This is a genomic window from Robertmurraya korlensis (genome assembly GCF_023715225.1).
Lineage (GTDB): Bacteria > Bacillota > Bacilli > Bacillales > Cytobacillaceae > Robertmurraya_A.
The window spans coordinates 131,609-157,484 of the sequence record NZ_JAMBNS010000010.1 but is presented as its reverse complement, the minus strand read 5'-3'; the positions used below and the strand labels follow the sequence as shown (position 1 = coordinate 157,484).

At 39.7% G+C, this 25,876-nt stretch carries 19 protein-coding genes and 1 riboswitch; of the genes, 17 read left to right on the top strand and 2 right to left on the bottom strand.

Annotated elements, in window-relative coordinates; genetic code table 11:
- The first annotated feature begins 32 nt into the window (after positions 1–32).
- The 10 genes from M3175_RS18020 (at position 33) to prfB (ending at position 16,454) form a co-directional block, all read left to right on the top strand.
- Entirely contained in the window at positions 33–5,153 is a 5,121-nt protein-coding gene (locus tag M3175_RS18020; RefSeq protein WP_251522070.1) for an OmpL47-type beta-barrel domain-containing protein, read from the top strand.
- A 264-nt stretch (positions 5,154–5,417) separates the two neighbouring features.
- Positions 5,418–6,407, top strand: coding sequence for a LacI family DNA-binding transcriptional regulator (locus tag M3175_RS18015; protein ID WP_251522068.1), 990 nt, complete (start codon positions 5,418–5,420; stop codon positions 6,405–6,407).
- A 1-nt stretch (position 6,408) separates the two neighbouring features.
- Entirely contained in the window at positions 6,409–7,317 is a 909-nt protein-coding gene (gene rbsK, locus M3175_RS18010; RefSeq protein ID WP_285852340.1) for a ribokinase, read from the top strand.
- Positions 7,314–7,709 (top strand): D-ribose pyranase, encoded by a 396-nt coding sequence (gene rbsD / locus M3175_RS18005; RefSeq protein ID WP_251522064.1) that lies wholly within the window; start codon positions 7,314–7,316, stop codon positions 7,707–7,709. The genes rbsK and rbsD overlap by 4 nt, the downstream gene beginning before the upstream one ends.
- Positions 7,710–9,206: a sugar ABC transporter ATP-binding protein gene (locus tag M3175_RS18000; protein WP_251522061.1), complete on the top strand. Its 1,497-nt coding sequence runs from the start codon at positions 7,710–7,712 to the stop codon at positions 9,204–9,206.
- Position 9,207: 1 nt separating this feature from the next.
- Positions 9,208–10,152, top strand: coding sequence for an ABC transporter permease subunit (locus tag M3175_RS17995; RefSeq protein ID WP_251522058.1), 945 nt, complete (start codon positions 9,208–9,210; stop codon positions 10,150–10,152).
- 31 nt (positions 10,153–10,183) lie between these two features.
- On the top strand, positions 10,184–11,119 hold the full coding sequence (rbsB, locus tag M3175_RS17990) for a ribose ABC transporter substrate-binding protein RbsB (RefSeq protein WP_251522055.1): 936 nt from the start codon (positions 10,184–10,186) through the stop codon (positions 11,117–11,119).
- A 327-nt stretch (positions 11,120–11,446) separates the two neighbouring features.
- Positions 11,447–12,535, top strand: a complete 1,089-nt coding sequence (locus tag M3175_RS17985) for an SEC-C metal-binding domain-containing protein (RefSeq protein WP_251522052.1) — start codon at positions 11,447–11,449, stop codon at positions 12,533–12,535.
- Between the two features lie 135 nt (positions 12,536–12,670).
- Positions 12,671–15,187: a preprotein translocase subunit SecA gene (secA, locus tag M3175_RS17980; RefSeq protein WP_251522049.1), complete on the top strand. Its 2,517-nt coding sequence runs from the start codon at positions 12,671–12,673 to the stop codon at positions 15,185–15,187.
- A 162-nt stretch (positions 15,188–15,349) separates the two neighbouring features.
- A protein-coding gene (prfB, locus tag M3175_RS17975) for a peptide chain release factor 2 (protein WP_119710085.1) occupies positions 15,350–16,454 on the top strand; the annotation gives its coding sequence in 2 pieces (ribosomal slippage) (positions 15,350–15,421 and positions 15,423–16,454; 1,104 coding nt in all).
- Between the two features lie 43 nt (positions 16,455–16,497).
- Here the strand turns inward: prfB and M3175_RS17970 are convergent.
- Positions 16,498–18,051: a glycine betaine uptake BCCT transporter gene (locus tag M3175_RS17970; protein ID WP_251522046.1), complete on the bottom strand. Its 1,554-nt coding sequence runs from the start codon at positions 18,049–18,051 to the stop codon at positions 16,498–16,500.
- Between the two features lie 243 nt (positions 18,052–18,294).
- On the opposite strand from M3175_RS17970, the gene M3175_RS17965 reads away from it, so the two are divergent.
- The 7 genes from M3175_RS17965 to M3175_RS17935 all read left to right on the top strand — a co-directional run bounded on the left by M3175_RS17965 (position 18,295) and on the right by M3175_RS17935 (position 24,542).
- A complete protein-coding gene (locus M3175_RS17965) occupies positions 18,295–18,600 on the top strand; it encodes a hypothetical protein (protein WP_251522043.1) in 306 nt (101 codons plus the stop codon).
- Between the two features lie 360 nt (positions 18,601–18,960).
- Positions 18,961–19,824, top strand: a complete 864-nt coding sequence (locus tag M3175_RS17960; RefSeq protein ID WP_251522040.1) for a YitT family protein — start codon at positions 18,961–18,963, stop codon at positions 19,822–19,824.
- 52 nt (positions 19,825–19,876) lie between these two features.
- The gene (gene cccB, locus M3175_RS17955; RefSeq protein WP_251522037.1) at positions 19,877–20,194 is read left to right on the top strand and encodes a cytochrome c551; all 318 of its coding nucleotides are present in this window, start codon (positions 19,877–19,879) and stop codon (positions 20,192–20,194) included.
- Positions 20,195–20,658: 464 nt separating this feature from the next.
- Positions 20,659–21,345: a cell division ATP-binding protein FtsE gene (gene ftsE, locus M3175_RS17950; protein ID WP_251522034.1), complete on the top strand. Its 687-nt coding sequence runs from the start codon at positions 20,659–20,661 to the stop codon at positions 21,343–21,345.
- A complete protein-coding gene (gene ftsX / locus M3175_RS17945; protein WP_251522031.1) occupies positions 21,335–22,228 on the top strand; it encodes a permease-like cell division protein FtsX in 894 nt (297 codons plus the stop codon). Before ftsE ends, ftsX begins: the two co-directional genes overlap by 11 nt.
- A gap of 111 nt (positions 22,229–22,339) precedes the next feature.
- Positions 22,340–23,629 carry a murein hydrolase activator EnvC family protein gene (locus tag M3175_RS17940; protein WP_251522028.1) on the top strand — a complete coding sequence of 430 codons (1,290 nt, stop codon included), beginning with the start codon at positions 22,340–22,342 and terminating at the stop codon, positions 23,627–23,629.
- 148 nt (positions 23,630–23,777) lie between these two features.
- Entirely contained in the window at positions 23,778–24,542 is a 765-nt protein-coding gene (locus M3175_RS17935) for an alpha/beta hydrolase (RefSeq protein ID WP_251522025.1), read from the top strand.
- Between the two features lie 115 nt (positions 24,543–24,657).
- Here the strand turns inward: M3175_RS17935 and M3175_RS17930 are convergent, their stop codons facing one another.
- A complete protein-coding gene (locus M3175_RS17930; RefSeq protein WP_251522023.1) occupies positions 24,658–25,587 on the bottom strand; it encodes a glycoside hydrolase family 26 protein in 930 nt (309 codons plus the stop codon).
- A gap of 78 nt (positions 25,588–25,665) precedes the next feature.
- Positions 25,666–25,752: riboswitch (cyclic di-GMP riboswitch) on the bottom strand.
- Positions 25,753–25,876 lie beyond the last annotated feature (124 nt).

The following is a 25,876-nucleotide window of genomic DNA, read 5'->3' as shown; positions in this document are numbered from 1 at the left end:
GCCTTTTTTAACATGAAAGGTAGGGTAAATTTATGTTGAAAAGAATATTTAATCTTCCGGTTCTTCTAGTCGTTCTTATGCTTATCTATCAATTGATTGTCCCAATCGCTAGTATAAGAGCTTCTGCCAATACCGGAACCATGCTTCCTCCTAGTAATCTAGCTTATCAGTCAGTTACTCCAGACGATGGAAAGCTAACTTGGAGTCCCGTATTTGGAGCAAGTGGATATCAAGTTTATGAAATTAAAGACGGACAGCTTACGGTGCTTGGAACAACAACGGGCACATCATATGATCTAAAAGATTTGCCAGAAGGCTCTTATAGATACGTAGTTTCTACATTATCTAGTCAAGGGGAGTCTGGTCCATCAGCACCGGTAAGCACAGAAATTAGATATCCTGAGATGCAAACACCAGTAACCTTTGCAGCAACGATTCAAAATGGAAATGATGTTGTATTAAGCTGGGGAGCTTCCCAATATGCAGAGTCATATAACATATATAAGGTATTAGATAACGGTGAAAAGTCACTTGTTGTCTCAACTAATACAAGAATGTATAGTTTTTCTAATGTAGATGAAGGTACTTACTCTTACATGATTTCTTCATCCCACCCACTTTACGGGGAATCAGTGACTTCATCCCCAATAAGTGTTGAAGTGATAAAGCCAGAAATGAAAGCTCCAACAAATCTATCTTTTACGATTTCAAATGTAACCGATGTTACGTTGAAGTGGCAGGCAGCAGAGTTTGCAAATAGTTATAGTGTATATTCAGTAAAAAATGGACAGTTAGAATTAGTAGATACAGTAACGAGCACAAATATTACACTAAAGAATTTACCTGCAGGGGACTACATCTATCAGGTGTATTCAAATAGTTCACGTTTTGGAAGTTCTGTAGAAGGTAGCGAGGTTACTTTCTCCGTTCAATCTATCGAGATGGCTCCTCCGGAAAATGTAAGTGCGAAAATCCAAAACACAAATGATGTAGTGGTTAGTTGGAACGCAGCACCCTATGCAACAGGGTATAAAGTGTATCAGGTGGTGGATGGTGAGAAAGTATTAAAGGGAACAGTAACTGGAACTTCTTTTTCAGCTACTATGCTACCTAGTGGAGAATATAGGTATGAGGTTCATTCAACAAGTGATCGATTTGGAGAATCTGAAAAGGGCACACAAGTTACTTTTACTATCGAGACAGTAAAAGTAAACCCGCCTACTGAACTTGCGTATAAAGTATTAAATGGTAATGATATCGTATTAAGCTGGAAAGCGGCTGAAAATGCGACGAATTATAAAGTCTATCAAGTAGTTGGAGACCAAAAAGTATTAAAGAGCACGGTGACAGGAACTTCAGTTACCTATACGAATATGCCAGCTGGAAATTACAAGTATGAAGTTCACACCAATAGCACTCGATTTGGTGAATCAGGGGAAAGTGCTGTTATTTCCTTCAATTTAGATCAAGTAGTGTTAGCGGCACCAGAGAATGCGAAATATGAGATAAAGAATGGTAATGACCTTAGCTTTCAATGGGATTCAGTTGAATTTGCTAACAGTTATAAAGTTTATCAAATTATTGATGGGAAGAAAGTTTTAAAAGCAACGGCATCTTCTTTGTCTGCAACTCTTCCTAATCTTCCTGCTGGAGATTATAGATACGAAATCCATGCTTTGAGTAATAGATTTGGCGAATCTCCTTTAGGAGCTGTTGTCGAGCTAACATTAGTACATCCAGAGATGAAATCACCTGCAAACGGAAGTTATACCATCACTGGAGCAGCTTCATACACACTAAAATGGGATACGGTCGATTATGCAACTAGCTATAAGATTTATCAAGTGATTAATGGCCAGAAAACGTTAAAGAATACTATCACTGGAACAAGTCTGAACTACACAAATATGACACCAGGTGACTATCAATATGAGGTCTATTCCTATTCCTCTCGTTTCGGGGAATCAAAAGTAGGAACTGCTATCAAATTCACGTTAAGTGGACAAACACTAGCGACTCCTGGAAATCCAGGCTATACCATTAGCAATGGAAACGATATTAACCTGAAATGGAATACTGTTCAGTACGCAAATAACTATAAGATCTATCAGTTGGTTGATGGTGAAGAAGTGTTACTACGAACGGTTACGGGGACTAGTACAACTTTAACCAATGTGGCAGAAGGAGAATTCAGTTACAGTATTAAGGCTAACTCTACTTTATTCGGTGAGTCGCCTGAAGGAGCATCAGTTGAGGGGACGTTAGTACATCCTGATATGGCTAAGCCTGAAAATGCTAGCTACACGATCATGAATGGTAATGATATTACTTTGAAATGGAATGCTGTTCAGTACGCAACTGCATACCAAATCTACCAAGTGGTAGATGGAGAAAAGCAGTTTGTTCGTAAAGTAAATGGTACATCAGCCGCATTTTCGACCATGCCAGAAGGTAATTATGTATACGAAATTCATTCCTATAGTGACCGTTTTGGTGAATCTGTACAGTCTGGTCAACTTTCTTTTGAATTGGTTTACCCGATCATGCAAGCTCCAGCAAATCTCACTAAAACGATTTTGAATGGAAATGACATAAAATTAACTTGGTCAGCTTCTACGTTTGCAACAGATTACAAGGTGTATCAGGTGGTAAATGAAAAACTCGTTTTCCAAAGAACCGTAACAGGAACATCAACCACATTTTTTAATATGCCAGAAGGTAATTATGAATATGTTGTTCATTCAAATAGCAATCGTTTTGGCGAATCAACTGAGGGAAGCGAACTCTCTTTAGACTTGGTTCATCCAATCATGCAGGCCCCAGCGAACCTCGCAAAAACAATTTTGAATGGAAATGATATTAAGTTAACTTGGTCAGTTTCGGCGTTTGCAACAGAATATCGTGTCTACCTAGTGAAAGATGGAGAACGAACTTTACAAAAGACATTAACAGGAACAACCACGACATTTGTAGATATGCCAGAGGGTGAATATGAGTATGTTGTTCGTTCTTACAGTAATCGTTTCGGAGAGTCACCCGAGGGAAGCGAGCTTGATTTCACACTGGTACATCCAATCATGCAAGCCCCAGCGAAATTAACGAAAACGATAGAGAACGGAAATGATATTAAGTTAAGCTGGGATGCTTCAACGTATGCGACAAGTTACAAACTCTATCAAAAAGTTGATGGGAAATTAGAATTTATTAAAACACTTACATCTACATCAACTACGTTTACGAATATGCCAGAGGGTGACTATGTATACGTCGTACATTCCTATAGCACTCGTTTTGGAGACTCACCTGAAGGAAGAAATCTTACTTTTAATCTTACTTGGCCAGTTGTACAAGCTCCAGTTGTGAACAACAGGGTGGAAACTGTAAATAATTTTACGTTCTCTTGGCCAGCTGTTACTTGGGCAAATGAATACCGCTTGTACAAAGTAAAGGGTTCAGAAAAAGAATTGGTTTATAAAGGAACTGCACTAAACCATAAGATATATAACTTAGCAGAAGGTGTTCATTCATATGAGGTAACTGCTTTCAGTACTCGCTTTGGAGAATCAGTACCGTCAAATATGATTACGGAGAAGGTAGTGTTTCCTGTAATGGGAGTTCCTACCGCAAGCTTAAAGCTTCTAAGCGATACGAGTGCAAGAATCACTTGGGATTTCGTTACTTACGCAAATGGCTATAACATCTATGAAGTGATTAATGGAGAGCCTGTATTAGTTGCTGAGAAAATTAATAATCTATCTTACACTATTAATAATCTAACGTACGCTAATCATTTATATTATGTAACATCTTACAGTAACTCTTTTGGAGAATCTAAGCCTTCTGAAACCGTGTTAGCCAAGCTGATCATCGATGAAGAGGCACCTGTCACAACCGTGAATGCTCCAACTGAATGGGTCAACCAAGATGAGTTAGTAGAATTCACCGCAACGGATAACGAAGTGGGTGTAGCTCATACGTATTATTCATTAAATGATGGACCTATCGTTGAAGGAACAGTGGTATTAGTTACTCAAGAAGGCATTAACAAGATTGTTTACAACTCTATTGATAAAGTGGGCAACATGGAGGAAGTAAAAACAGCACTAGTGAAAATGGATAAAACAGCACCAGCAACGCAAGTAAATGAAATCCCTACAGTAGCACAATCATTTACACTAGAGTTAACGGCAAGTGATGAATTAAGTGGTGTGTCAAAAATCTATTATTCACTTAATGGTTCAGAATATGTAGAAGGTACTTCTATTGAAGTGACTGAAGAAGGGATAAACAAGATCTCTTATTACTCAGTTGATGCTGCAGGTAATAAAGAAGCAGTAAAAACGGTCACAGTGAATATTGATCAAACAGCTCCAACTACTACAGCAGACCTGCCGACTACTTGGGTGAAGGAAGCGGTAAATGTTAAATTAGTAGCTTCTGATGAGAATAGTGGAGTAAAAACAACCTATTATTCTGTTAATGGCTCTGATTATGTAGAGGGAACTACATTTACTGTAGATAAAGAAGGGGCTAACTCCATTTCTTACTACTCTGTTGACTCTGTAGGTAATGTAGAAGATGTGAAATCAGTTGAAGTAAAGATTGATCAAACAGCTCCAACTCTATTACTTGGTGTACAAGGGCAGTACGAGTTAGGGGAAACAATTACATTAGACTACCTAGCTAAAGATGAGCTATCTGGAATTGCAGTAGAAGAGGTAACGTTTAACGGTCAAACGTATAAAAAAGGAGACCAAGTGACGTTAAATCAGCCAGGTGAATACAAGTTAAGTGTAAAAGTAACAGATGCTGCTGGTTGGTCAACAGTCGTACAGAAAACAATGGTTGTCTATATTCCCGTTTCTCTTGAGGTATTACCTCGAGTGATTAACGGAAACAAAGGAATCTTTACAGTAAAAGCAACGCTACCAAAAGAATTTCAAGCCTCCACATTTGATGTCTCATCGGTAACATTAGATGGTGTATCTCCTGTTACAGATAATAACGGTTTATATAAGCAAGCTGAAAAAGGACATTTCAAGTTCGAACGTTCAGACTTTACTTGGACTCCAGGAGAAGTACAGCTAGAATTACGAGGATATGTAGGAACGTATTTAGTGGTTGGAAAAGCGACAGCTATTGTGAAGAAATAAAGTGTTGCGGAAAGGACTTCTTGTGAGAGAAGTCCTTTTTATAAAGATAAGAAAGTCTAATTAGCAATAAGTTCCTAAGTGATTTTTTAATTGGTTTGCTTAAGTGTAAAAAGTATTATATTTATGATTGACAACTCAAACAGTAAGCGTTTACAATATGTGTAACGGGTTACATACAAATCTAATCAACAATAAATTATTTTTTTACCTAATGTGTAACCGGTTACACATCTATTACACAGTTGGAAACTTGAGGTGAAGTAATTGAGTACAATTAAGAAGGTTGCAGAAGAAGCGAAGGTCTCAGTTGCAACTGTATCAAGAGTGTTAAATAGTACGGGCTATGTAAACGAAGAAACAAGAAAAAAAGTTTTAAAGGTCATAAAGGAATTAGATTATAAACCAAATTCGGTTGCCCGCAGCCTTTTTAAAAAACAATCGATGACAATTGCTTTAATTGTCCCAAATATAACGAATCCTTTCTTTCCAGAGGTGGCAAGAGCGATAGAGGATGTTCTGAGTAGTAAAGATTACACATTAATCTTGTGTAACTCTGATGATAACTCAGAGAAAGAAAAGAAATACTTTGAGGTCATGAAGCAAAAGTATGTGGATGGCGTAATCGTCGTGACTTCAACATTAACTCCTCAATACATAGAAGAAAAGGGTATACCCATTGTTGCGGTCGACCGATTTATTGATCCTGCCATCCCTTGTGTATCGGTAAATAATATAGAGGGTGCCAAGAGAGCTGTTCAATACTTAAAATCAACTGGATGTAAGAAAATTGCCCATATTCGCGGACCTAAAAATATCACAAGTGCGGAAGATCGTTACCTTGGTTACCTGAATGAAGTAGAAAGTGAGTCATGGTTTGAAACAGACTACGTCCGATGTGGAAACTTTAATATTGAACAAACGACTGAGGAGACGAGAAAGTTGTTAAACGAGAACCCAGATATTGATGGAATTTTTGCCGGAAATGATCTAATGGCTGTTGGAGTCATTAAAGCGGCCATGCAGCTAGGGAAAAAGATTCCTGAAGATCTCTCAGTTATAGGTTTTGATGGAATCAGTCTCTGTAAGATGACCAATCCAGAAATTACAACAATTGCTCAACCGATCTATGAAATTGGCTCGGTAGCTGCTCAAACGCTACTAGATTTAATTGAGGGTAGGGTCATTGAGAAGAAGCATCATCAGTTAGAAGTGACTATAAATAAAGGTCAATCAACTAAAACAAGAGGTGAGTGAATTGAAAAAGAAGGTACTAGTTATAGGTAGTATTAATATGGATCTTGTCACGAAAACAAGCCAAGTACCAAAACTAGGCGAGACGTTAATGGGGGAATCCTTTTTCACCATTCCAGGTGGAAAAGGAGCCAATCAAGCGGTTGCTGCAACGAGACTTGGAGCAGAGGTTACGTTGATAGGTTGTGTAGGTGAAGATGCTTTTGGAAGCCAACTGAAGGAAGGTTTAACAACTGAAGGAGTCATTACGTCGTATGTGAAACCGGTTACACATACGACAACTGGAACGGCATCCATCACATTATCAAACGGTGATAATAGTATCATTGTTGTACCAGGAGCGAATTTCGCTGTCACCCCTGAGTATGTTCAAAGCTTTGAGCAGGTAATAGCCGAAAGTGATATCCTGCTTCTCCAACTAGAAATACCATTAGAAAGTGTCGTTAAGGCAGTAAAAATTGCCAAAAAGCATCAGGTAAAAGTCATTTTAAATCCAGCACCGATTCAGGCCTTACCGAAGGAGCTATTAGAACAGATCGATTACATAACCCCAAATGAGCATGAGCAAGAGTTATTGTTGAGCTCACCGGAATTGACGGAGGAAGAACTGAAAGCGATTAAAGCAAAGTGTATCGTTACAAAGGGGTCCAAAGGAATCATGCTATTTCAAGATGGAGTAGAAAAAGAGATTCCTAGTTTCAAAGTAGATGTGGTAGATACAACGGGAGCAGGAGATTCCTTTAATGGGGCACTTGCATTGTCACTAAGTGAAGGAATGTCACTAGAGGAAGCTTGTACATTTGCTAATGCTGTAGGGGCATTATCTGTCACAAAGCTTGGAGCTCAAGGTGGAATGCCTACAAAAGCAGAGGTAGAGGAGTTTCTTAACGTAAGAAAGGGTGGAGACAAATGAAAAAACAAGGAATGTTAAACAGCCATATTTCAGAGGTTTTATCTAGATTGGGTCATACAGATACGATTGTGATCGCCGATTGTGGATTACCAATCCCTGATGAAACGATTCGTATCGATCTTTCATTAAAACAAGGTACTCCTACTTTTATTGATACATTAAAGGTTATTTTGGAGGATATGGTGGTTGAAAAAATCACATTAGCTGAAGAAATACACGAAAAAAACCCTAGTGTGAAACAAAATCTTGTTGATTTACTCCAACATCAAACAATTACATATGTGTCCCATGAAGAATTTAAAAAACAAACGAAACAAGCAAAAGCCGTGATTCGTACAGGGGAAATCACACCTTATGCCAACATTATTCTACATGCAGGAGTGACTTTCTAAATGACACAACAACCTTTAGTTCAGATGCGCGGAATTAGTAAAGCGTTTTCGGGTAATAGGGTGTTAGAAAATGTCGAATTTGAGATTTTACCAGGGGAAGTTCACGCGTTAATGGGTGAGAACGGAGCGGGTAAATCAACGTTAATGAAAATTTTAACAGGGATTTACGAAAGAGATGCTGGAACGGTTTTGGTTAGAGGAAAAGAGGTCCAATTTAAAAATACGAAAGAAGCTGAACATACAGGAATTGCTGTTATTCATCAGGAGCTAAATATTATCCCTTATCTATCTGTTACAGAAAATATGTTTCTAGGAAAAGAATTAACGATCGGGAAGACTGGGATTATAAAGTATAAAGAAATGAAGACAAAAACGAAGGAATACTTAAATCGCCTTGGAATTGATATCGATCCAGATGTGGAAGCAGGTACTCTTTCAGTCGGTCAACAGCAAATGATCGAGATTGCTAGAGCTGTTGCAGCTCACACAGAGGTACTAATTATGGATGAGCCAACCGCTGCCTTGACAGACAGAGAGATACACGCTCTTTTTCAAGTAATTAATTCCTTAAGAGAGCAAGGTGTCGGGATTGTTTATATCTCTCACCGGATGGATGAAATCTTTGAAATTTGTGATCGTATTTCTGTTCTCCGGGATGGTCAGTTTATAGGAACGAAGGCGATTCCAGAAACCAACTTTGATGAGATTGTCAAAATGATGGTAGGGCGACAGTTAGGTGAACGTTTCCCAGAAAGGGTTTCGGAGCTGGGTTCTACTAGATTGCAAGTCGAGAATTTAACGAGCAAAGGAAGTTTTGAAGGAATTAGCTTTTCTGTTAAACAAGGGGAAATTCTTGGTGTAGCAGGTCTGATGGGAGCAGGCAGAACAGAAATTATGGAGGCCATTTTCGGATACCGCTCTCTTTCAAGTGGGAAAGTGTTCATTGATGGAAAGGAAACAAATATCAAATCTCCTTACGAGGCCATACAGCATGGAATTGGCTTTATAACAGAGGACCGGAAGAATGAGGGACTTGTTCTTGGGCTTTCTGTTCGAGAAAACTTTACGCTAACCAACTTCTCGAGGGTATCTAATAAGGGTGTCATTTCTGCCAAAAAAGAAGAAGACTTTGTGGAGGACCTCATCCAAAAGCTGCACGTAAAAACAGCAAGCCAGCATTTATCTGTTAAATCACTAAGCGGTGGAAATCAACAGAAAATCGTAATTGGAAAATGGTTAGGAATTCAACCGAAGATCTTAATTTTAGATGAACCAACGCGAGGAGTTGACGTTGGGGCGAAGAAAGAGATTTATCAATTAATGAACGAACTTACAAAACAAGGTGTTGCGATTATTATGGTTTCTTCGGAGTTGCCTGAAATATTAGGGATGAGTGACCGAATTCTAGTTATTCATGAAGGAAAGGTATCAGCAACCTTATCGAGAAACGAAGCAGATCAGGAAAAAATCATGCAAGCAGCAACTGGAGGGAAGTAAAATGAAAGCGTCCTCATTAAAGATATCAAATCTTCAAAAATTGGGACCGTTAATCGGTTTATTTATCATCACGTTTGTTTTAGCTATAGTTAGCGATAATTTTATGACGGTTGATAATATCCTAAATGTTATGCGACAGGTATCGATTAATGCACTTATTGCGTTTGGTATGACCTTTGTTATTTTAACTGGTGGAATTGACCTTTCCGTTGGTTCGATCTTGGCCTTATCTTCTGCGATAACTGCTAGTTTACTAGCTGGAGGAATGGATCCAATCTTAGCCATATTAATTGGGTTATTGGCAGGAGCAATCATGGGTGCGATTAATGGATTCATCATTACAAAAGGGAAGGTTGCTCCATTTATTGCAACACTTGCAACCATGACTATTTATAGAGGTTTAACGTTGGTGTATTCAGATGGACGTCCGATTACAGGACTATCTGATAATGCATTATTTGAAATGATGGGAAAAGGGTATGTGTCTTGGATTCCTGTACCTGTGATTTATATGATGGCGGCATACTTCATTTTATACTTTATTTTAAAGAAAACGACATTTGGACGTAGAGTGTATGCGATTGGTGGGAATGAAGAAGCAACAATACTTTCTGGTATTCGTGTCGATCGAGTGAAGATCTGGATTTACTCAATCACTGGCTTTTTATCCGCATTAGCAGGGATTATTCTAGCTTCACGATTGAATTCTTCTCAACCGACAGCAGGGGCTTCCTATGAATTAGATGCCATTGCAGCAGTTGTACTAGGAGGAACAAGTCTTTCAGGCGGAAGAGGTTGGATTTTTGGAACGTTAATAGGTGCTCTAATTATTGGAGTATTAAATAATGGATTAAACATCATGAATGTGAGCTCCTTTTATCAACAAGTGGTTAAAGGAGGTGTCATTTTACTTGCCGTTTTACTAGATCGAAAAAAAGCAGCATAAACCATTCAACTATTATTAGGGGGTCTTTTATATGAAGAATATGTTTAAAGGTTTCGTATTTCTTGCGATGTTTATGATATTGTTAGCTGGCTGTTCAACAGAGCCTCCAGGTTCAACTAAAGAGGCAAAAGAAGCAAGTGGAACGAAAAGTGAAACCGTTAAAGTCGGTCTTTCTATCTCAACCTTAAACAATCCGTTCTTTGTGACATTAAAAGAAGGTGCTGAAAAAGAAGCGAAGGCACAAGGAATTGAGATCGTAGTGGTAGATGCACAAAATGATTCAGCAAAGCAAGTAAATGACATCGAAGATTTACTGCAACAAGGGGTAGACGTATTGCTTGTTAACCCAACAGATTCAGCAGCTGTAGTGGCAGCCATTGAATCTGCAAATAGTGCAGGTGTCCCAGTAATTACGTTAGATCGAAGTGCTGAAGGTGGGGAAGTCATTTCACACATTGCTTCTGACAATGCTGCTGGAGGAAAGATGGCTGGTGAATTTATTCTTGAGCAAATCGGAAATGAAGGAAAAGTGGTAGAAATTGAGGGAATACCAGGTTCATCAGCTGCACGTGAACGAGGTGCTGGCTTCCATGAAGCAGTTGACGCAGTTAGTACGTTAGAAGTTGCAGCTAAACAAACAGCAGATTTTGATCGGGCAAAAGGATTATCTGTTATGGAGAATATTCTTCAAGGAAACAAAGACATTCAAGCAGTATTTGCTCATAATGATGAAATGGCACTCGGTGCTCTTCAAGCAATTGAAGCAGCAGGTCTAACAGATGTAGTTGTTGTTGGATTTGATGCAACGGATGATGCAGTTAAGGCTGTAGAAGACGGAAGAATGACAGCAACTGTTGCACAAAAACCAGCTCTTATTGGTCAGAACGGAATCACTACTGCTATTAAAGTAGCAAATGGTGAGACTGTAGAGGAGTTTATCCCAATTGAGTTAGAACTAGTAAAGTAATAGCCCAGCACTTCTTCAAAACGAAGAAGTGCTTTTTATTTGGAAAAACGCGAACCATTTTCTACCGAACCGCTTTTGTATTCTAGCAGAATCGTTTACACTAAAGGGTAAGAGATTGAGCTAAAGGCTATGTTCACATAGATTGTTGTTAAAATCTAAAAGCCGATTTTAACGTGGAAACAAGCTATTTTGTGCTTGAAATTAAGAATGCAAGCTCTTTTCTTACAATTGGAGTCTATTTTGCTATGTATTGTAGCTCAGGTTAAGGTTTTTTATCTCCAAACAACAAAGTTTAAGAAAAGAGCCTTGATAAAGAAGGAGAACCGAATGGCAGCATCATTTAACCGAAATGCACCATGTACATGTGGGAGCGGGAAAAAATATAAAAAATGTTGTGGCTTAAAGGAAGCCATTTCTATTAACTCACTCATTGAACGTGAGATTGAGCAAATTCAGGCAAAGATCATCAGCGATGTGGATTATATGTACGGTGATGAAATTGACGAGGATTTTGATACATATGTCCTTCCTGCGCTAGTGGACGACGAAAAGGAAATTGAATTTTTTGGTTTTATCCACACGGTGTGGTTTGCTCTTTTCAAACTAGTGGACCAAAACCAGACGTTTTTACAAGACTTTATCCATCATCGTGATAAAACGGTCACAAGAGCGAGTTTACGAGACATCGTCGCTTCCTGGCACAATCCACGCCCGGTAGCAGGGAGAATGCTGGAGCTTACCCCAACAAGTGTAAAGATGAAGGACACGCTGACCGATGAGCAGCTTCATATTAAGCTTCTTCAGCCATCAGCGGCCGAGCCAAATTCCTTCATCTTCGGATTTATTGTTCCTTACCGTAAGGAGTGGATCTTTTTCCCGACCTTCTTTGATCTTGAAGGGGAGTCCGATCAAAGGGATGAGGAGTTTATCAAGCAGGAGTTTGCTGAAAGTAAGTACGATGATCCAATCGAGTTTTTGAAAAATCAGCTACTCTATGTGATGAACGAAATTCAGTTTTTATCTGCTGAAGTGAACATCGACAACTTCAGCTGGCCACTTCCTGTACACAAGGTGATAGCGGACCTGTTAGTACAAGAGTTTAAGAGCTATGGTTCTCCACCAGAATTAACAGGAACGGGAATCGCGCTCTGGAATCGTTATTGTCAAATCAAGCCAAAGCAGGTGAAAAATAAGTCTGTGTATGTGGCTGCTGTTCAGTATGTGGCGATGGAGGTTCACCCGTTAGTGGACCTGACGATTAATGAGTTTGCCTTAGAAACGGGCGTATCGGCTACTAGTCTTGGAAGAACCGTCAAGGATTTAAAGACCACGCTAGCTCCGGAGTTACGGGAGCTACGATCGTTGATTTTAGAAGACCTCCAGATTGAACTAGAAGAGGACGAGTATTTAAAGTAAACACTTTCTGGCTCTTATTGGCACTAATGTCCCAAAAGTGATAAAATAATAGGTAAACATTCAAATAACGAAGTTTCGCCGTGCAACTTGGCGAATTTTTTTCATAATAGCCATTACCAAAAAGGAGCGTTCTAAATGCTTGGAATGTTAAATAAAGTGTTTGATCCGAATAAAAGAGAATTAAAACGCCTAACCAAACTGAGTGAAGAAATTGAAAAATTGGCACCAAGAATGGAAGCGTTGAGCGATGATGAGCTTCGTGCAAAGACAGAAGAATTCAAGTCTCGTTATCAAGATGGCGAGTCGCTTGATGATTTGCTTGTTGAAGCGTTTGCTGTTGTTCGCGAAGGGGCGAAACGTGTTCTTGGATTATACCCATATCCTGTTCAGCTCATGGGGGGCGCGTCTCTTCATGAAGGGAATATTTCCGAGATGAAGACGGGGGAAGGGAAAACGTTAACGTCTACCATGCCTGTATACTTAAATGCTTTGTCTGGAAGAGGCGTTCACGTCGTAACGGTGAACGAATACTTAGCAAGCCGTGACGCGACTGAAATGGGTCAGCTTTATACGTTCTTAGGCTTAACGGTTGGTTTAAATACAAACGGCCTTTCAAAAGAAGAAAAGCAAGCCGCATATGCTTGTGATATTACGTATTCCACGAATAACGAACTTGGATTCGATTATCTTCGCGATAACATGGTTCTGTACAAAGAGCAAAAAGTACAGCGTCCGCTTTATTACGCGGTCATTGACGAAGTGGACTCCATCCTAATTGACGAAGCGCGTACACCATTGATCATTTCTGGTTCGGCTCAAAAGTCGACAGCTCTTTATATTCAAGCAAATGCGTTTGTTCGTACGCTGAAAAAAGAGGAAGACTATACGTACGATGAAAAGACAAAGGGTGTTCAGCTAACGGAAGATGGAATCAACAAAGCGGAGCGTGCGTTTGGGATTGAAAACTTATTCGACATTCGTCACGTCGCGTTGAATCATCATATCGGACAAGCGCTGAAGGCACACGCAAGCATGCATTTAGATGTGGACTATGTGGTGCAGGACGGCGAAATTGTGATCGTTGACCAATTTACGGGTCGTCTGATGAAAGGGCGTCGCTATAGCGATGGACTTCACCAAGCGATTGAAGCGAAGGAAGGTCTTGAGGTTCAAAACGAGAGCATGACGCTTGCAACGATTACATTCCAGAACTACTTCCGTATGTATGAAAAATTGTCAGGAATGACGGGTACAGCGAAAACAGAGGAAGAGGAATTCCGCAATATTTACAATATGAATGTGGTTGTGATTCCAACGAATCGTCCGATCGCTCGTGATGATCGTGCCGATTTAATCTACGCAACGATGGACGGGAAATTCCGTGCGGTTGTGGAGGATATTGCAGAGCGAAACAGTAAGGGTCAACCGGTACTTGTTGGTACTGTTGCGATCGAAACATCAGAATTAATTTCTAGATACCTAACGAAAAAGGGTATTCGTCATAATGTATTAAACGCAAAAAATCACGAGCGCGAGGCAGAGATCATTGCGGAAGCGGGTCATAGAGGAGCGGTAACTATCGCTACGAACATGGCTGGTCGTGGTACAGATATTAAACTTGGCGAAGGTGTAAAAGAGGTTGGCGGGTTAGCCGTTATTGGTACGGAGCGCCATGAGAGCCGTCGTATTGATAACCAGCTTCGTGGACGTTCGGGTCGTCAAGGAGATCCAGGGGTCACTCAGTTCTATCTTTCTATGGAAGATGAGCTGATGCGCCGCTTCGGTTCTGATAATATGAAGGCGATGATGACACGTCTTGGAATGGATGATTCTCAGCCGATCCAAAGTAAAATGGTATCAAGAGCGGTAGAATCGGCACAAAAACGTGTAGAAGGAAACAACTTCGATGCGCGTAAGCAGCTTCTTTCTTACGACGATGTTCTTCGTCAGCAACGTGAAATTTTATATACTCAAAGAAATGAAGTTCTTGAGTCTGAGAACCTGCGTGAAATCGTAGAGAAAATGATTGAAACAGTCATAAGCCGTAGCGTTGAAGTTCACACACCAAGCTTTGAGGACCGTGACAAATGGAACCTACAAGGAATCATTGACTACGTGAACGGAAATCTTCTTCACGAAGGTGACGTAACGGTTGAAGACTTGAAAAATAAAGAGCCAGAGGCCATGACAGAATTGATTCTTGCCAAAGTGAAGGAGCGCTACGACGAAAAAGAAGAGCAGCTTTCATTCGAGCAAATGCGTGAATTCGAAAAGGTTGTCGTGCTTCGTGCCGTTGACTCGAAGTGGATTGACCACATTGATGCAATGGATCAGCTTCGTCAAGGAATTCACCTACGTGCATATGGTCAAATCGACCCGCTTCGCGAATACAACCACGAAGGCTTTGCAATGTTCGAGAGCATGATCGGAGCCATTGAAGAGGATGTAGCGAAATACGTCATGAAGGCGGAGATCCGTAACAACCTAGAGCGCCAAGAAGTAGCAAAGGGCCAAGCGGTGAACCCGAAGGAAGACGGAGAAAAGGCAGTCAAGAAAAAGCCAGTAACCAAAGCAATGGATGTTGGCCGTAACGACCCATGTATTTGCGGAAGCGGCAAAAAGTATAAAAACTGCTGCGGAAGCTTAGACTAGAGGCAATAAAAGTGGCTGGATGTTTGGCATTTGGGTGAATACCCAACTCAAGTTCCAAATCTACACAAATATAATAAAATAGAGGGTCGGTAGCAACAGAATCTACCGTCCTCTTTTTATGGAAAACGATTCATTTAAAATTCTTATAGAGGTGGCACAATCATGGAATTAGCAGATATTCGTAATGAGCTTGAAAAAACAGCTAAGAAATTAGCGGACTTTAGGGGGTCTCTTTGACTTAGAAAACAAAGAGGCACGTATTGCGGAGCTTGACGATGTCATGCTTCAACCCGAATTTTGGAATGACCAGCAAGCAGCGCAAGCGGTGATTTCAGAATCCAATGCATTAAAGGACCAGGTGCATGAATTTCATGACCTGTACGAAGTGTACGAAAACTTAGATCTAACCTATGAACTTGTTCGTGAAGAAGCAGATGAAGAAATGCAAAACGATCTGGCAACTGAGCTGAAGGAATTTTCCGAGCGTCTGGCTCAATTCGAACTACAGCTTCTATTAAGTGAAGAATATGATAAAAACAATGCGATCCTTGAACTTCATCCAGGTGCAGGTGGAACCGAGTCACAGGACTGGGGTTCGATGCTTCTTCGTATGTACACACGCTGGGCAGAGAAGAAGGGCTTCAAGGTGGAGACGCTTGATTACCTACCAGGTGACGAGGCTGGAATTAAAAGTGTTACACTAGCCATCAAAGGCCATAATGCCTACGGCTACCTAAAGGCAGAAAAAGGGGTTCATCGTCTCGTTCGTATTTCTCCGTTTGATTCATCAGGTCGTCGTCATACTTCTTTCGTTTCATGTGAAGTCATGCCGGAATTCAACGATGAAATCGAAATCGACATTCGTACAGAAGATCTGAAAATCGATACGTACCGTGCGAGTGGAGCCGGTGGACAGCATATTAACACGACTGACTCTGCCGTCCGTATCACTCACTTACCAACGAATGTTGTGGTAACGTGTCAAACTGAGCGTTCGCAAATTAAAAACCGTGAGCGTGCGATGAAAATGCTTCAAGCCAAGCTTTATCAGAAAAAGATTGAAGAGCAAGAAGCAGAGCTTTTGGAAATTCGTGGCGAGCAGAAGGAAATTGGCTGGGGATCACAAATTCGATCCTACGTGTTCCATCCGTACTCAATGGTAAAAGACCACCGTACCAGCACGGAAACAGGAAATGTGCAAGCGGTTATGGATGGAGATCTTGATATCTTCATCAACGCCTACTTGCGTTCAAAACTAAGCTTATAAAATAGAAAAGCCTTCTAAGCACCTAAGCTTAGAAGGCTTTTTTCTATAAATCACTTTCTCGTAAAAGCTGATCTAACTTTTTATTCCGACGTTTTTCTATTTTTTTCTGCTCTCGTACTTCCTCATTTAATGACTTACTCAAAGAGACAACCATCAATACCATAATCACCGCAAATGGTAAGGCAGCGACAATCGAGGCAGTTTGAAGTCCGTTCAACCCGCCACTCCACAATAACACCGCAGCGATGCTTGATTGCAAGATTCCCCAAATGATTTTAGTAGAAACTGCGGGATTTAACACTCCTTTGGATGTGAGCATTCCAAGCACTAATGTAGCGGAGTCAGCAGAGGTAATGAAGAACGTAATAATTAACAAGGTCGCTAATCCTGCTAAAATGGTTCCTAGAGGGAATTGCTCTAAGGTGATAAAAAGGGCAGTTGTCACGTCGTTGCTCACCGCATCGACAATTCCTTTGTTTTCAAAAAGCTCGAGGAAAAGCGCAGAGCCTCCAAAAGCTGAAAACCAAATGGTACCGAACAAAGTTGGGACAAGCAAGACTCCTAGTACAAATTCCTTGATGGTTCTCCCTTTAGACACACGAGCGATAAACGTTCCAACAAATGGTGCCCATGAAATCCACCATGCCCAGTAAAACAAGGTCCATGCGCCAACCCATGTTCCTTGAGTAAAAGGAGATAAACGGAAGCTCATCTGAATGATGTTTCCTAAATAGCCCCCAATTGTAGTAGTGAGGGCATCAAAAATAAAGGAGGTCGGTCCAACGATGATTACAAATAGTAAGAGTCCGACAGCCAGTCCTAAGTTCAAATTACTTAAGTATCGAATTCCTTTATCAAGTCCTGTGGTAGCGGATATCATATAAAGGATGGTGACTATAAAGATGATAATCATTTGTATCGTCGTGTTGTTTGGAATTCCAATAACATGGGAAAGACCACTGTTAATTTGAAGTGTTCCTAATCCTAGTGAAGTTGCAACACCAAACGTAGTTGCGATCGTAGAAAATGTATCAATTCCTTTTCCAATCGGTCCCTCGACCCTTTTTCCAAGCAAAGGACGAAAGGTGGAACTAATCAGTCCAGATTCCCCTTTTCTAAACTGAGAATAACCAAGTCCAAGGGCAATGATGCAATAAATCGCCCAAGGATGCAGCCCCCAATGGAAAAAGGAGTATCGTAACGAATAACGAGCGGCTTCTGGTGATTGACCTTCTGCCAAATCAAGCGGGGGATCGATATAATGAGTGATAGGTTCAGCAACTCCCCAAAAGACCAATCCAATCCCCATACCTGCAGAAAATAGCATTGCAAACCATGAAAAGTACGAGTATTCGGGCTCATCATCATCTTTCCCGAGCTTAATTTTTCCATATGGTCCAAATGCCAAGTACGCTGCAAATACTAAAAAGATAAAGGCTGCCACAAGATAAAACCATCCAAACGTCCCTGTTGTAAAGGCGAGTGCTGCATTTGCAGACGTTGCCAAGTTTTCTGGTGCAAGTAATCCCCATAATACAAATAAACTTATAATGACAACAGATATGTAAAAAACCGAACCTAGTTTTTTCTCCTTCACATAATCATCCTTCCTAGGGTTCATTCACAGTTAGTATACAATCTTTCTATTAAATCATGCGTTTGTCAAGGAATTAGGAATGGATGGAAAAAAAGCGGTGAAATTAATACGAAATGCCCTTGAAGGATAAAGGGTTTTCAAAAATAATAGATAAAGTATCAAGAATTTCGTGCACAACGCAAGTTTTTTGTTTATCATTATGTTGGGAATGCGAACGTGCTGGACAGAGGTGAAAAAATAGTTATGATTAGTGAGCAATCAATGCTCTATTTAACCGAGAAACTCCGCAAAGAGGATGAACTGGTGGAGCTAAAATATGAATATTATAAACGACTTTTACGTGATGAACTCCGTACATATAAACAAATTAAAGTACCTACCGAAAATTACACTATCTCTAACGAGGAATTTGTGGATTGGGCAATTGAGCTTTTAACCCCACAAGAGCTACATGATGTCATTATGATGATCCGATATGCAAAAATTCGATCGACGAGCGTTCGTCCGTTTCTTGAAACGATCGCGGTTGGAATCGTGAATAAACAGTAATAAGACCGAGCATGGTGAATGCCCGGTCTTATTTTGTGTATATTAAAAAGAAGGTTTTTTAGCCCTTTAACACGGTGGTACAGTGGCATTTACAACATTTTTCCTCCATGCTATACTCGCCTAGTTATTTATAAGGTTGATTTCGTAAAGTTTGTTGTTTTGGAAAAACCCTAAATGCTGGATTTTTCCCCGCATAATGCTGGGGTTATTAATCTATTTGTAAAGTAGCTCTTTTCTAAGGAAGAAAATATTCTGATTGGCTTTTGAAACAAATAGTTAATTTCCTGAAAAGTGTGTATATAGCAACAATGTTTTAGAAAAGAGCCTTTGAAAAAGAGGTTGGTAAAGGAGACACTTTTTATGAATCGAAAAAAGACATCTGGCGTTCCTCCGAAGGTAGAAGTATTTTTAGAATACATATATGTACTAATCGGATCAGCTATTGTGGCGGTTGCCTTTAACTTATTTTTATTACCCAATCAAATTGCTTCTGGTGGGGTAAGTGGGATTTCCACCATTCTCTATTCTCTATTTGGATTTGAACCAGCTATTGTTCAGTGGACTTTTAATATTCCTTTATTTATTGCTGGTGTTGTTTTACTTGGGAAGAATTTTGGTGTAAAAACGTTGGTAGGAACGATTTTCCTTCCATTAGTTGTATTTTTCACGAATGATTATGAGCCTTGGACGAATGATCCACTTCTCGGAGCATTATTCGGAGGAATTGGAGTGGGTCTTGGTTTAGGAATCGTGTTCCGCGGAAAGGCGTCAACAGGTGGAACGGATTTGGCGGCTCAGATTATTAACAAATACACGGGTCTTACACTGGGAACCTGTGTGGCGATTATCGATGGACTAATTGTTTTGTCTGCTGCGATTGTGTTTGATATTGAACGCGGCTTGTATGCATTGATTGCTTTATATGTCACAACGAAAACGATTGACTTGGTGCAAATTGGTCTTGGTCGTTCGAAGATGGCGATGATTATTACCAACAAGCAGGTGGAAGTGCGCGAATGCATTCTGAATAAAATCGACCGCGGTGTGACAAAACTATCAGCATACGGTGGTTATACAGACCACGAGCGGCCGATTCTTATGTGTGTGGTGGACCAAACAGAGTTCACGAAATTGAAACAACTAGTGAAAACCATTGACCCGTCTGCATTTGTCATCGTTATGGATGCTTCCGAGGTGCTTGGTGAGGGTTTCAAACGAGCCTAGTCTTGGTATAATATTACCGACTATGTATTTTTTTCCTTAGGGGGGAGTTTGGATGAAAAAGAAGCTTCTTGCACTATTGATGGGATCATTATTTGTATTAGCTGCATGTGGCGGCGGAGAGCAAGCTAGCGATGAAAGCGCAACAGCTAGTGGCGGAGATGCTGAAAAGCTTTACGGGCAAAAATGCTCAAGCTGTCATGGTGGAAACCTCGAAGGTGGAGTAGGGCCAAAGCTTGATGCTATCGGTGCTAGTCTATCAAAAGAAGATATTGAACATGTAATCGCAAATGGCCAGGGCGCCATGCCGAAGGGACTTCTACAAGGCGAAGATGCTTCCACTGTTGCAGAATGGTTAGCTGGAAAGAAATAATGGAATATGAAAAACGTCCTGGTGGGCGTTTTTTGTTTTAAAGTGTAGAATGGGGAGGCCTGATAAAGTAGAGAAAGTTGCCGATATATTTGAAATGTCGCCGATATATGCCTGATTATCATATTGCTTATCAAAAACCACCACAAAAATACATTCCACAACAAATCCCCCTCATCAATTAGAGGAATTTCACCAATCCTGTCGAATCATTTAAATGACTATTACCAACTCTCACCATAATATGACAATACTTGAAAAGAAAATGTAATATTTTTATAAGGCTTTTTGTATTAGGATAGTGCTATAATGTTTATTGTATGTGATTTATGATGAATACTGTCTAATGTAGCGGTCAACTTTTGTCGAATTTCGACGATAATTCATTTGTGCACCATCCATGTAATGTAACCAACATCCAATGGACAATTGATAGATATGACAAAAACAATTTAGGTGATAGTTAAATGATAGAAATGAAAGAAGTATATAAAAAGTATCCAAACGGTGTAACAGCCGCTAATGGTATAGATGTAGAAATTCAGCAAGGTGAGTTTGTGTACGTGGTTGGGCCGAGTGGTGCGGGGAAATCCACTTTTATTAAAATGATGTACCGCGAGGAAAAGCCCACAAAAGGTTCGATTATGATTAATGGAATCAATCTTGCCACTCTCAGACCCTCAAAAGTTCCACTGTTACGAAGAAATATTGGCGTGGTTTTCCAAGATTTTAAGTTGCTTCCGACGTTAAATGTTTATGAAAATGTTGCATTTGCACTTGAAGTTATCGAAGAACAGCCGAAATATATTAAGAAGCGAGTCATGGAGACATTGGATCTCGTTGGCTTAAAGCATAAAGCGAGAATGCTACCAACTGAGCTATCTGGTGGAGAGCAACAGCGTATTTCTATTGCCCGTTCGATCGTTAATGCACCCAAGCTAGTGATTGCTGATGAGCCGACAGGGAACCTTGACCCTGAGACTTCATGGGAAATTATGAATATTTTTGAAGAAATTAACACAAGAGGAACAACGATCATCATGGCGACACACAATAGGGATATTGTTAACACCATCAAGCATCGCGTAATTGCGATTGAGAGTGGAAAAATTGTTAGAGATGAATTGAGAGGTGACTACGGCTATGAAAGCTAGAACAATCCGTCGTCACATGAAAGAAAGCGTCAAAAATCTTGGTCGTAACGGTTGGATGACATTTGCTTCTGTAAGTGCCGTAACGGTCACATTGATTCTTGTTGGCGTGTTTTTAGTAATTATGATGAACCTGAATAAGGTAGCCGATTCGATTGAAGAAGACGTGGAAATCCGCGTTCATATAGATATTGCAGCAACGAAAGAAGACCAAGCAGTACTAGAAGAGCAGATTAAGAGTCTCTCTAAAGTAGAAAGTGTCACCTTCTCAGCCAAAGAGGAAGAACTGGATAACTTGATTTCGAGTCTTGGGGAAGAAGGAGAAGTATTTAACCTTTTTGAGCAAGACAATCCTTTAAATGATGTCTTTATCGTAAAAGCAAAGAATCCGACTGATACGATGAATGTAGCGAAACAAATTGATAAATTTGAATACACCACAAAGGTGAAATATGGACAAGGCTCTGTTGAAAAGCTATTTAGCTTTTTATCTGTCAGCCGCAACGTGGGTCTTGTACTCATCGTTGGTTTGCTTTTTACAGCGATGTTCCTTATTTCAAATACGATTAAAATCACGATTATTGCTCGTAGACGTGAAATTGAAATTATGCGCCTAGTGGGAGCGACAAATTCGTTTATTCGTTGGCCGTTTTTCCTAGAAGGACTAATGCTAGGAATACTGGGTTCAATTATTCCAATCGCGATGATTTCCGTGTTATATACAAAAGCACATGAGTATATTGCACCGCGATTAGAGGGGAATTTTATTCAAATATTAGATGTCAATCCATTTATTTTCCAAGTGGCTGGAATCCTTGTGATTATGGGAGCCTTCATTGGAATCTGGGGAAGCTTAATGTCCGTACGTAAATTCTTGAAAATATAAGGAAAAGGAATGCACGAGGTTCCTTTTCTACATAAAAAATGACTAGATTAATAGACTAGAATCTATCTGTCTATCGAACGACTAACTTAGCATTTGGAAGGAGAAATCGGAGTGAAAAAACAGATAACATATGTCACACTTGCTGCTGCAATAGGTTTCGGAAGTGTTCTTGTACCTCCAGTAAAGGCGAACACACTTCAGGACCTTAAAGAAGAAAAGAGTCAAATTCAAGAGGAAAAATCAGAAGTAGAAACGAAGATTGATGAAGCAGAACAAAAGCTTTCTGAAAATCAAGCCCAACAGTCTAGTATCCAAGCTCAAATTAAAGAGATTGATATGAAGGTAACAGATACGGAAAATAAGATTGCTGAAAAAAATGTGGAAATCGAGAACACAAAGGCTGAAATTGAAACCCTAAAAGCAGAAATCGTTGTTCTAGAAGAGCGTATTGCAAAGCGAAATGAATTACTAAAGGACCGTGCTCGTAACTTCCAGGAGAACGGAAGTATGGTTAGCTATATTGATGTATTGATGGGGGCAAAAAGCTTTTCAGACTTTATCGATCGCATGAGTGCGGTGGCTACCATTGTAGAAGCCGATCAAGATATTTTAAGAGAGCATCAAGCAGATAAAGAAGAACTTGAAGCGAAGAAAAAAGAAGTAGAGGACAAGCTTGCTGGATTAGAAAAAATGCTTGCTGACCTTGAAGGAATGAAGCAGAGCCTTGAATCACAAAAGGCTGAAAAGGACAAGTTAATGGCTACTCTTCAGAGAGAAGAGACGGAACTTCATGAACATAAAATGGCGCTAGCAGAAGAGCAGTCGATTCTAGCTAATCAGGCAGCTGCCATGCAAAAAGCTATTCAAATGGAGCAAGAACGTCAGGCAAAAGCTGCTGCTGAAGCTGCAGCGGCGGCCGCAGCGGCCGCAGCAAACAATTCGTCAGGTGGCGGTAGTACAGAAAGTGGCGGCGGCAGTACCGTTTCAGCACCAGCTGTATCCGGGGGATCTTTCACAAGACCGTCAGCGGGTTACCTCTCTTCAGGATTTGGTGTTCGTTGGGGTAAATTACATGCAGGGGTCGATCTTGCAGCAAAAGGGACAGTTCCTGTTGTATCAGCAGCTGATGGGGTAGTTATTCGTTCGTACTATTCTTCAAGCTACGGAAACGCGATTTTTATTGCACACTCCATTAACGGACAAACCTATACAACGGTATATGCTCACTTAAGCAGCCGTTCCGTGGGTGAAGGACAAGTTGTATCAAAAGGTCAGTTCATTGGAAACATGGGTAACACAGGTGATTCCTATGGCCAACATTTACACTTTGAGCTTCATCGTGGTGGATGGAACGCCTCTAAGTCCAATGCGATTAATCCAGTTGGAATTGTTCCACTATAAGAAAAAGCTAAGCGCAGCTTGTGCCTACTCTATAAGTAGATACAAGTTGCACTTTTTTATATATTTTTTAATTCCTAGTTTACAGATGGGTATAATATGATTTATAGTAGAGTAACAGATAAAAAGCTTACTAATGGAGGCGAAACAGATGGTAGAAACATATCCGGTTATCGAGGGAGCGGAAGAATTTTTCTTCAAGGGAAGTGAAGTAGGAGTTCTTATTTCTCATGGGTTTCTTGGGACACCTCAGAGTGTACGGTATATTGGGGAAGAGTTTGCGAGATTAGGGTATTCGGTGTTAGCTCCTAGATTAAAGGGACACGGAACTCACTATAAAGATATGGAAGCATGCTCTTATCAAGACTGGTTCTCTTCATTAGAAAAAGCATATTTACAACTAAAACAACATTGTTCTCATATATATGTTATCGGTCAGTCAATGGGTGGAACACTATCTCTTCGTTTAGCTCATCGTCACAAAGAAATAAACGGGCTTATTTTAATAAATGCCGCTTTAGAAGTACCTTCCTATGAATATTTAAGAAATCAGGTTGAGCCGAGGTTTCTACATGAGTCAGATCCAGATATCCATGCAAAAGGTGTTCATGAAATCACTTATCCAAAGGTACCGTTAAAAGCGGTTCATGAATTACAAAAGGTCATGGAGAACACGTTAAACATCCTACCAGAGATTGAGAATCCAGTTTTAGGAGTGCACTCAAATGTGGACCATGTGGTTCCACCTGAAAATACCACTCATATTCTTCAAACTGTACACTCTACTATTAAGGAGAGGCTTGTATTGCCAAATTCCTTCCATGTGGCATCCATGGATTATGACAAAGACTTAATTGTGAAAAGTGGACATCAGTTTATTCAACAATTAGTAGCGAAGGAACTGGTGTTAAGATAATTGAAGTAAATATTAAGTAAAAAAGCATGAAACTGTAGGCTTCAGTCTCATGCTTTCAATTTTCCTATTTATTTAATTAGTTTACCTTTTATTAATGTTTTACTTTTAATAAATATTATCTGAACAATGTATATGCGTTTAAAGAAGATACAGATGAATTTACTCTCCAATCCGTTTCTTTGTTCTCATTAAACCAAATTGCAGCTTCTAATCTAGGGTAAGCACCTGACTTTATCTGTTGAGATGCATCTAGTATCCAATTCGCTTTATTTCCACCACTTTCCGCAGATGAAAACTCAGTTATAATTACCGGCCGACTAGAGAACTTTGTTAGTTCAGAGTAGGGTTTATCAAATATAGATCGAAAGGACATCCATGAACTACCTAATCTTGTATTGCCCCAGTTATAACCGTTCATAGACACATAATCTACGTAAGTATCTCCTGGATAAGCACCCATAAAGGATGTGTTTGGGCCAACATTTTCAGCATTAACGTTATACAAAAACTTAATATTTGTTGCTCCAGCTTGTCTAAAAATTGTTACTATACGTTGGTAAGCATTTATATAGGATTGATTTGTATTGACTTTATTTTTACCTACACTCCAACCATACCAATTTCCATTTACTTCATGCATCATTTGTATCCAGACTTCTTTACCGTTTTTCCATGATTTTAACTGGGTTGCTATTAGAGCAAGTTGTTTGTCAAGTGTCCCTTTATTAATGTCTGCAGTAGTATACTCAACCCCATTTTTATTTTTAAGCTCTAATGTTAAGATATTTATCTTTCCTGTACTATCTACATAATCTAGAAATCCTTGCCATTGGGTAAGGTTTTGATTTGAATTTACAAAAGTATGGACATATTTGTGATTAGTATTTGTTAGCGAATCAAATGATTCTATATTTTTTTTAGTAACAGAAGGCCACTCTCCTAACCAAGCCCCAGTTTGAATTTCATTTGCGAAGGCAGTACTTACAAATGAAAATGGTAAGACAAGAATTAGTAAAAATGTGATTAAATTAATACTGATTTTCATATAAACCTATCTCCCTCTTTGGTGAAATAAAAAAGACCCTACCCGAAAAGTAGCGTCTTGGTTCACATGACGTATCTTATCGGCAACTGGCTAGCTTCTTTAGCAATAAAGGAAGCCCCTCTAGCTTTGCGTCCCATAATTTCTCATGGTTTGCCTTTTCTGTTTTTTAAAATTATATATACAATAAATTTAAAAGTAAATATGTACTAGAGATATATTCTTAAAAAGTATAGATATAGTCATAAATTCCTATTATAATACTAGATATTATATTTTTTAACTATAGTTA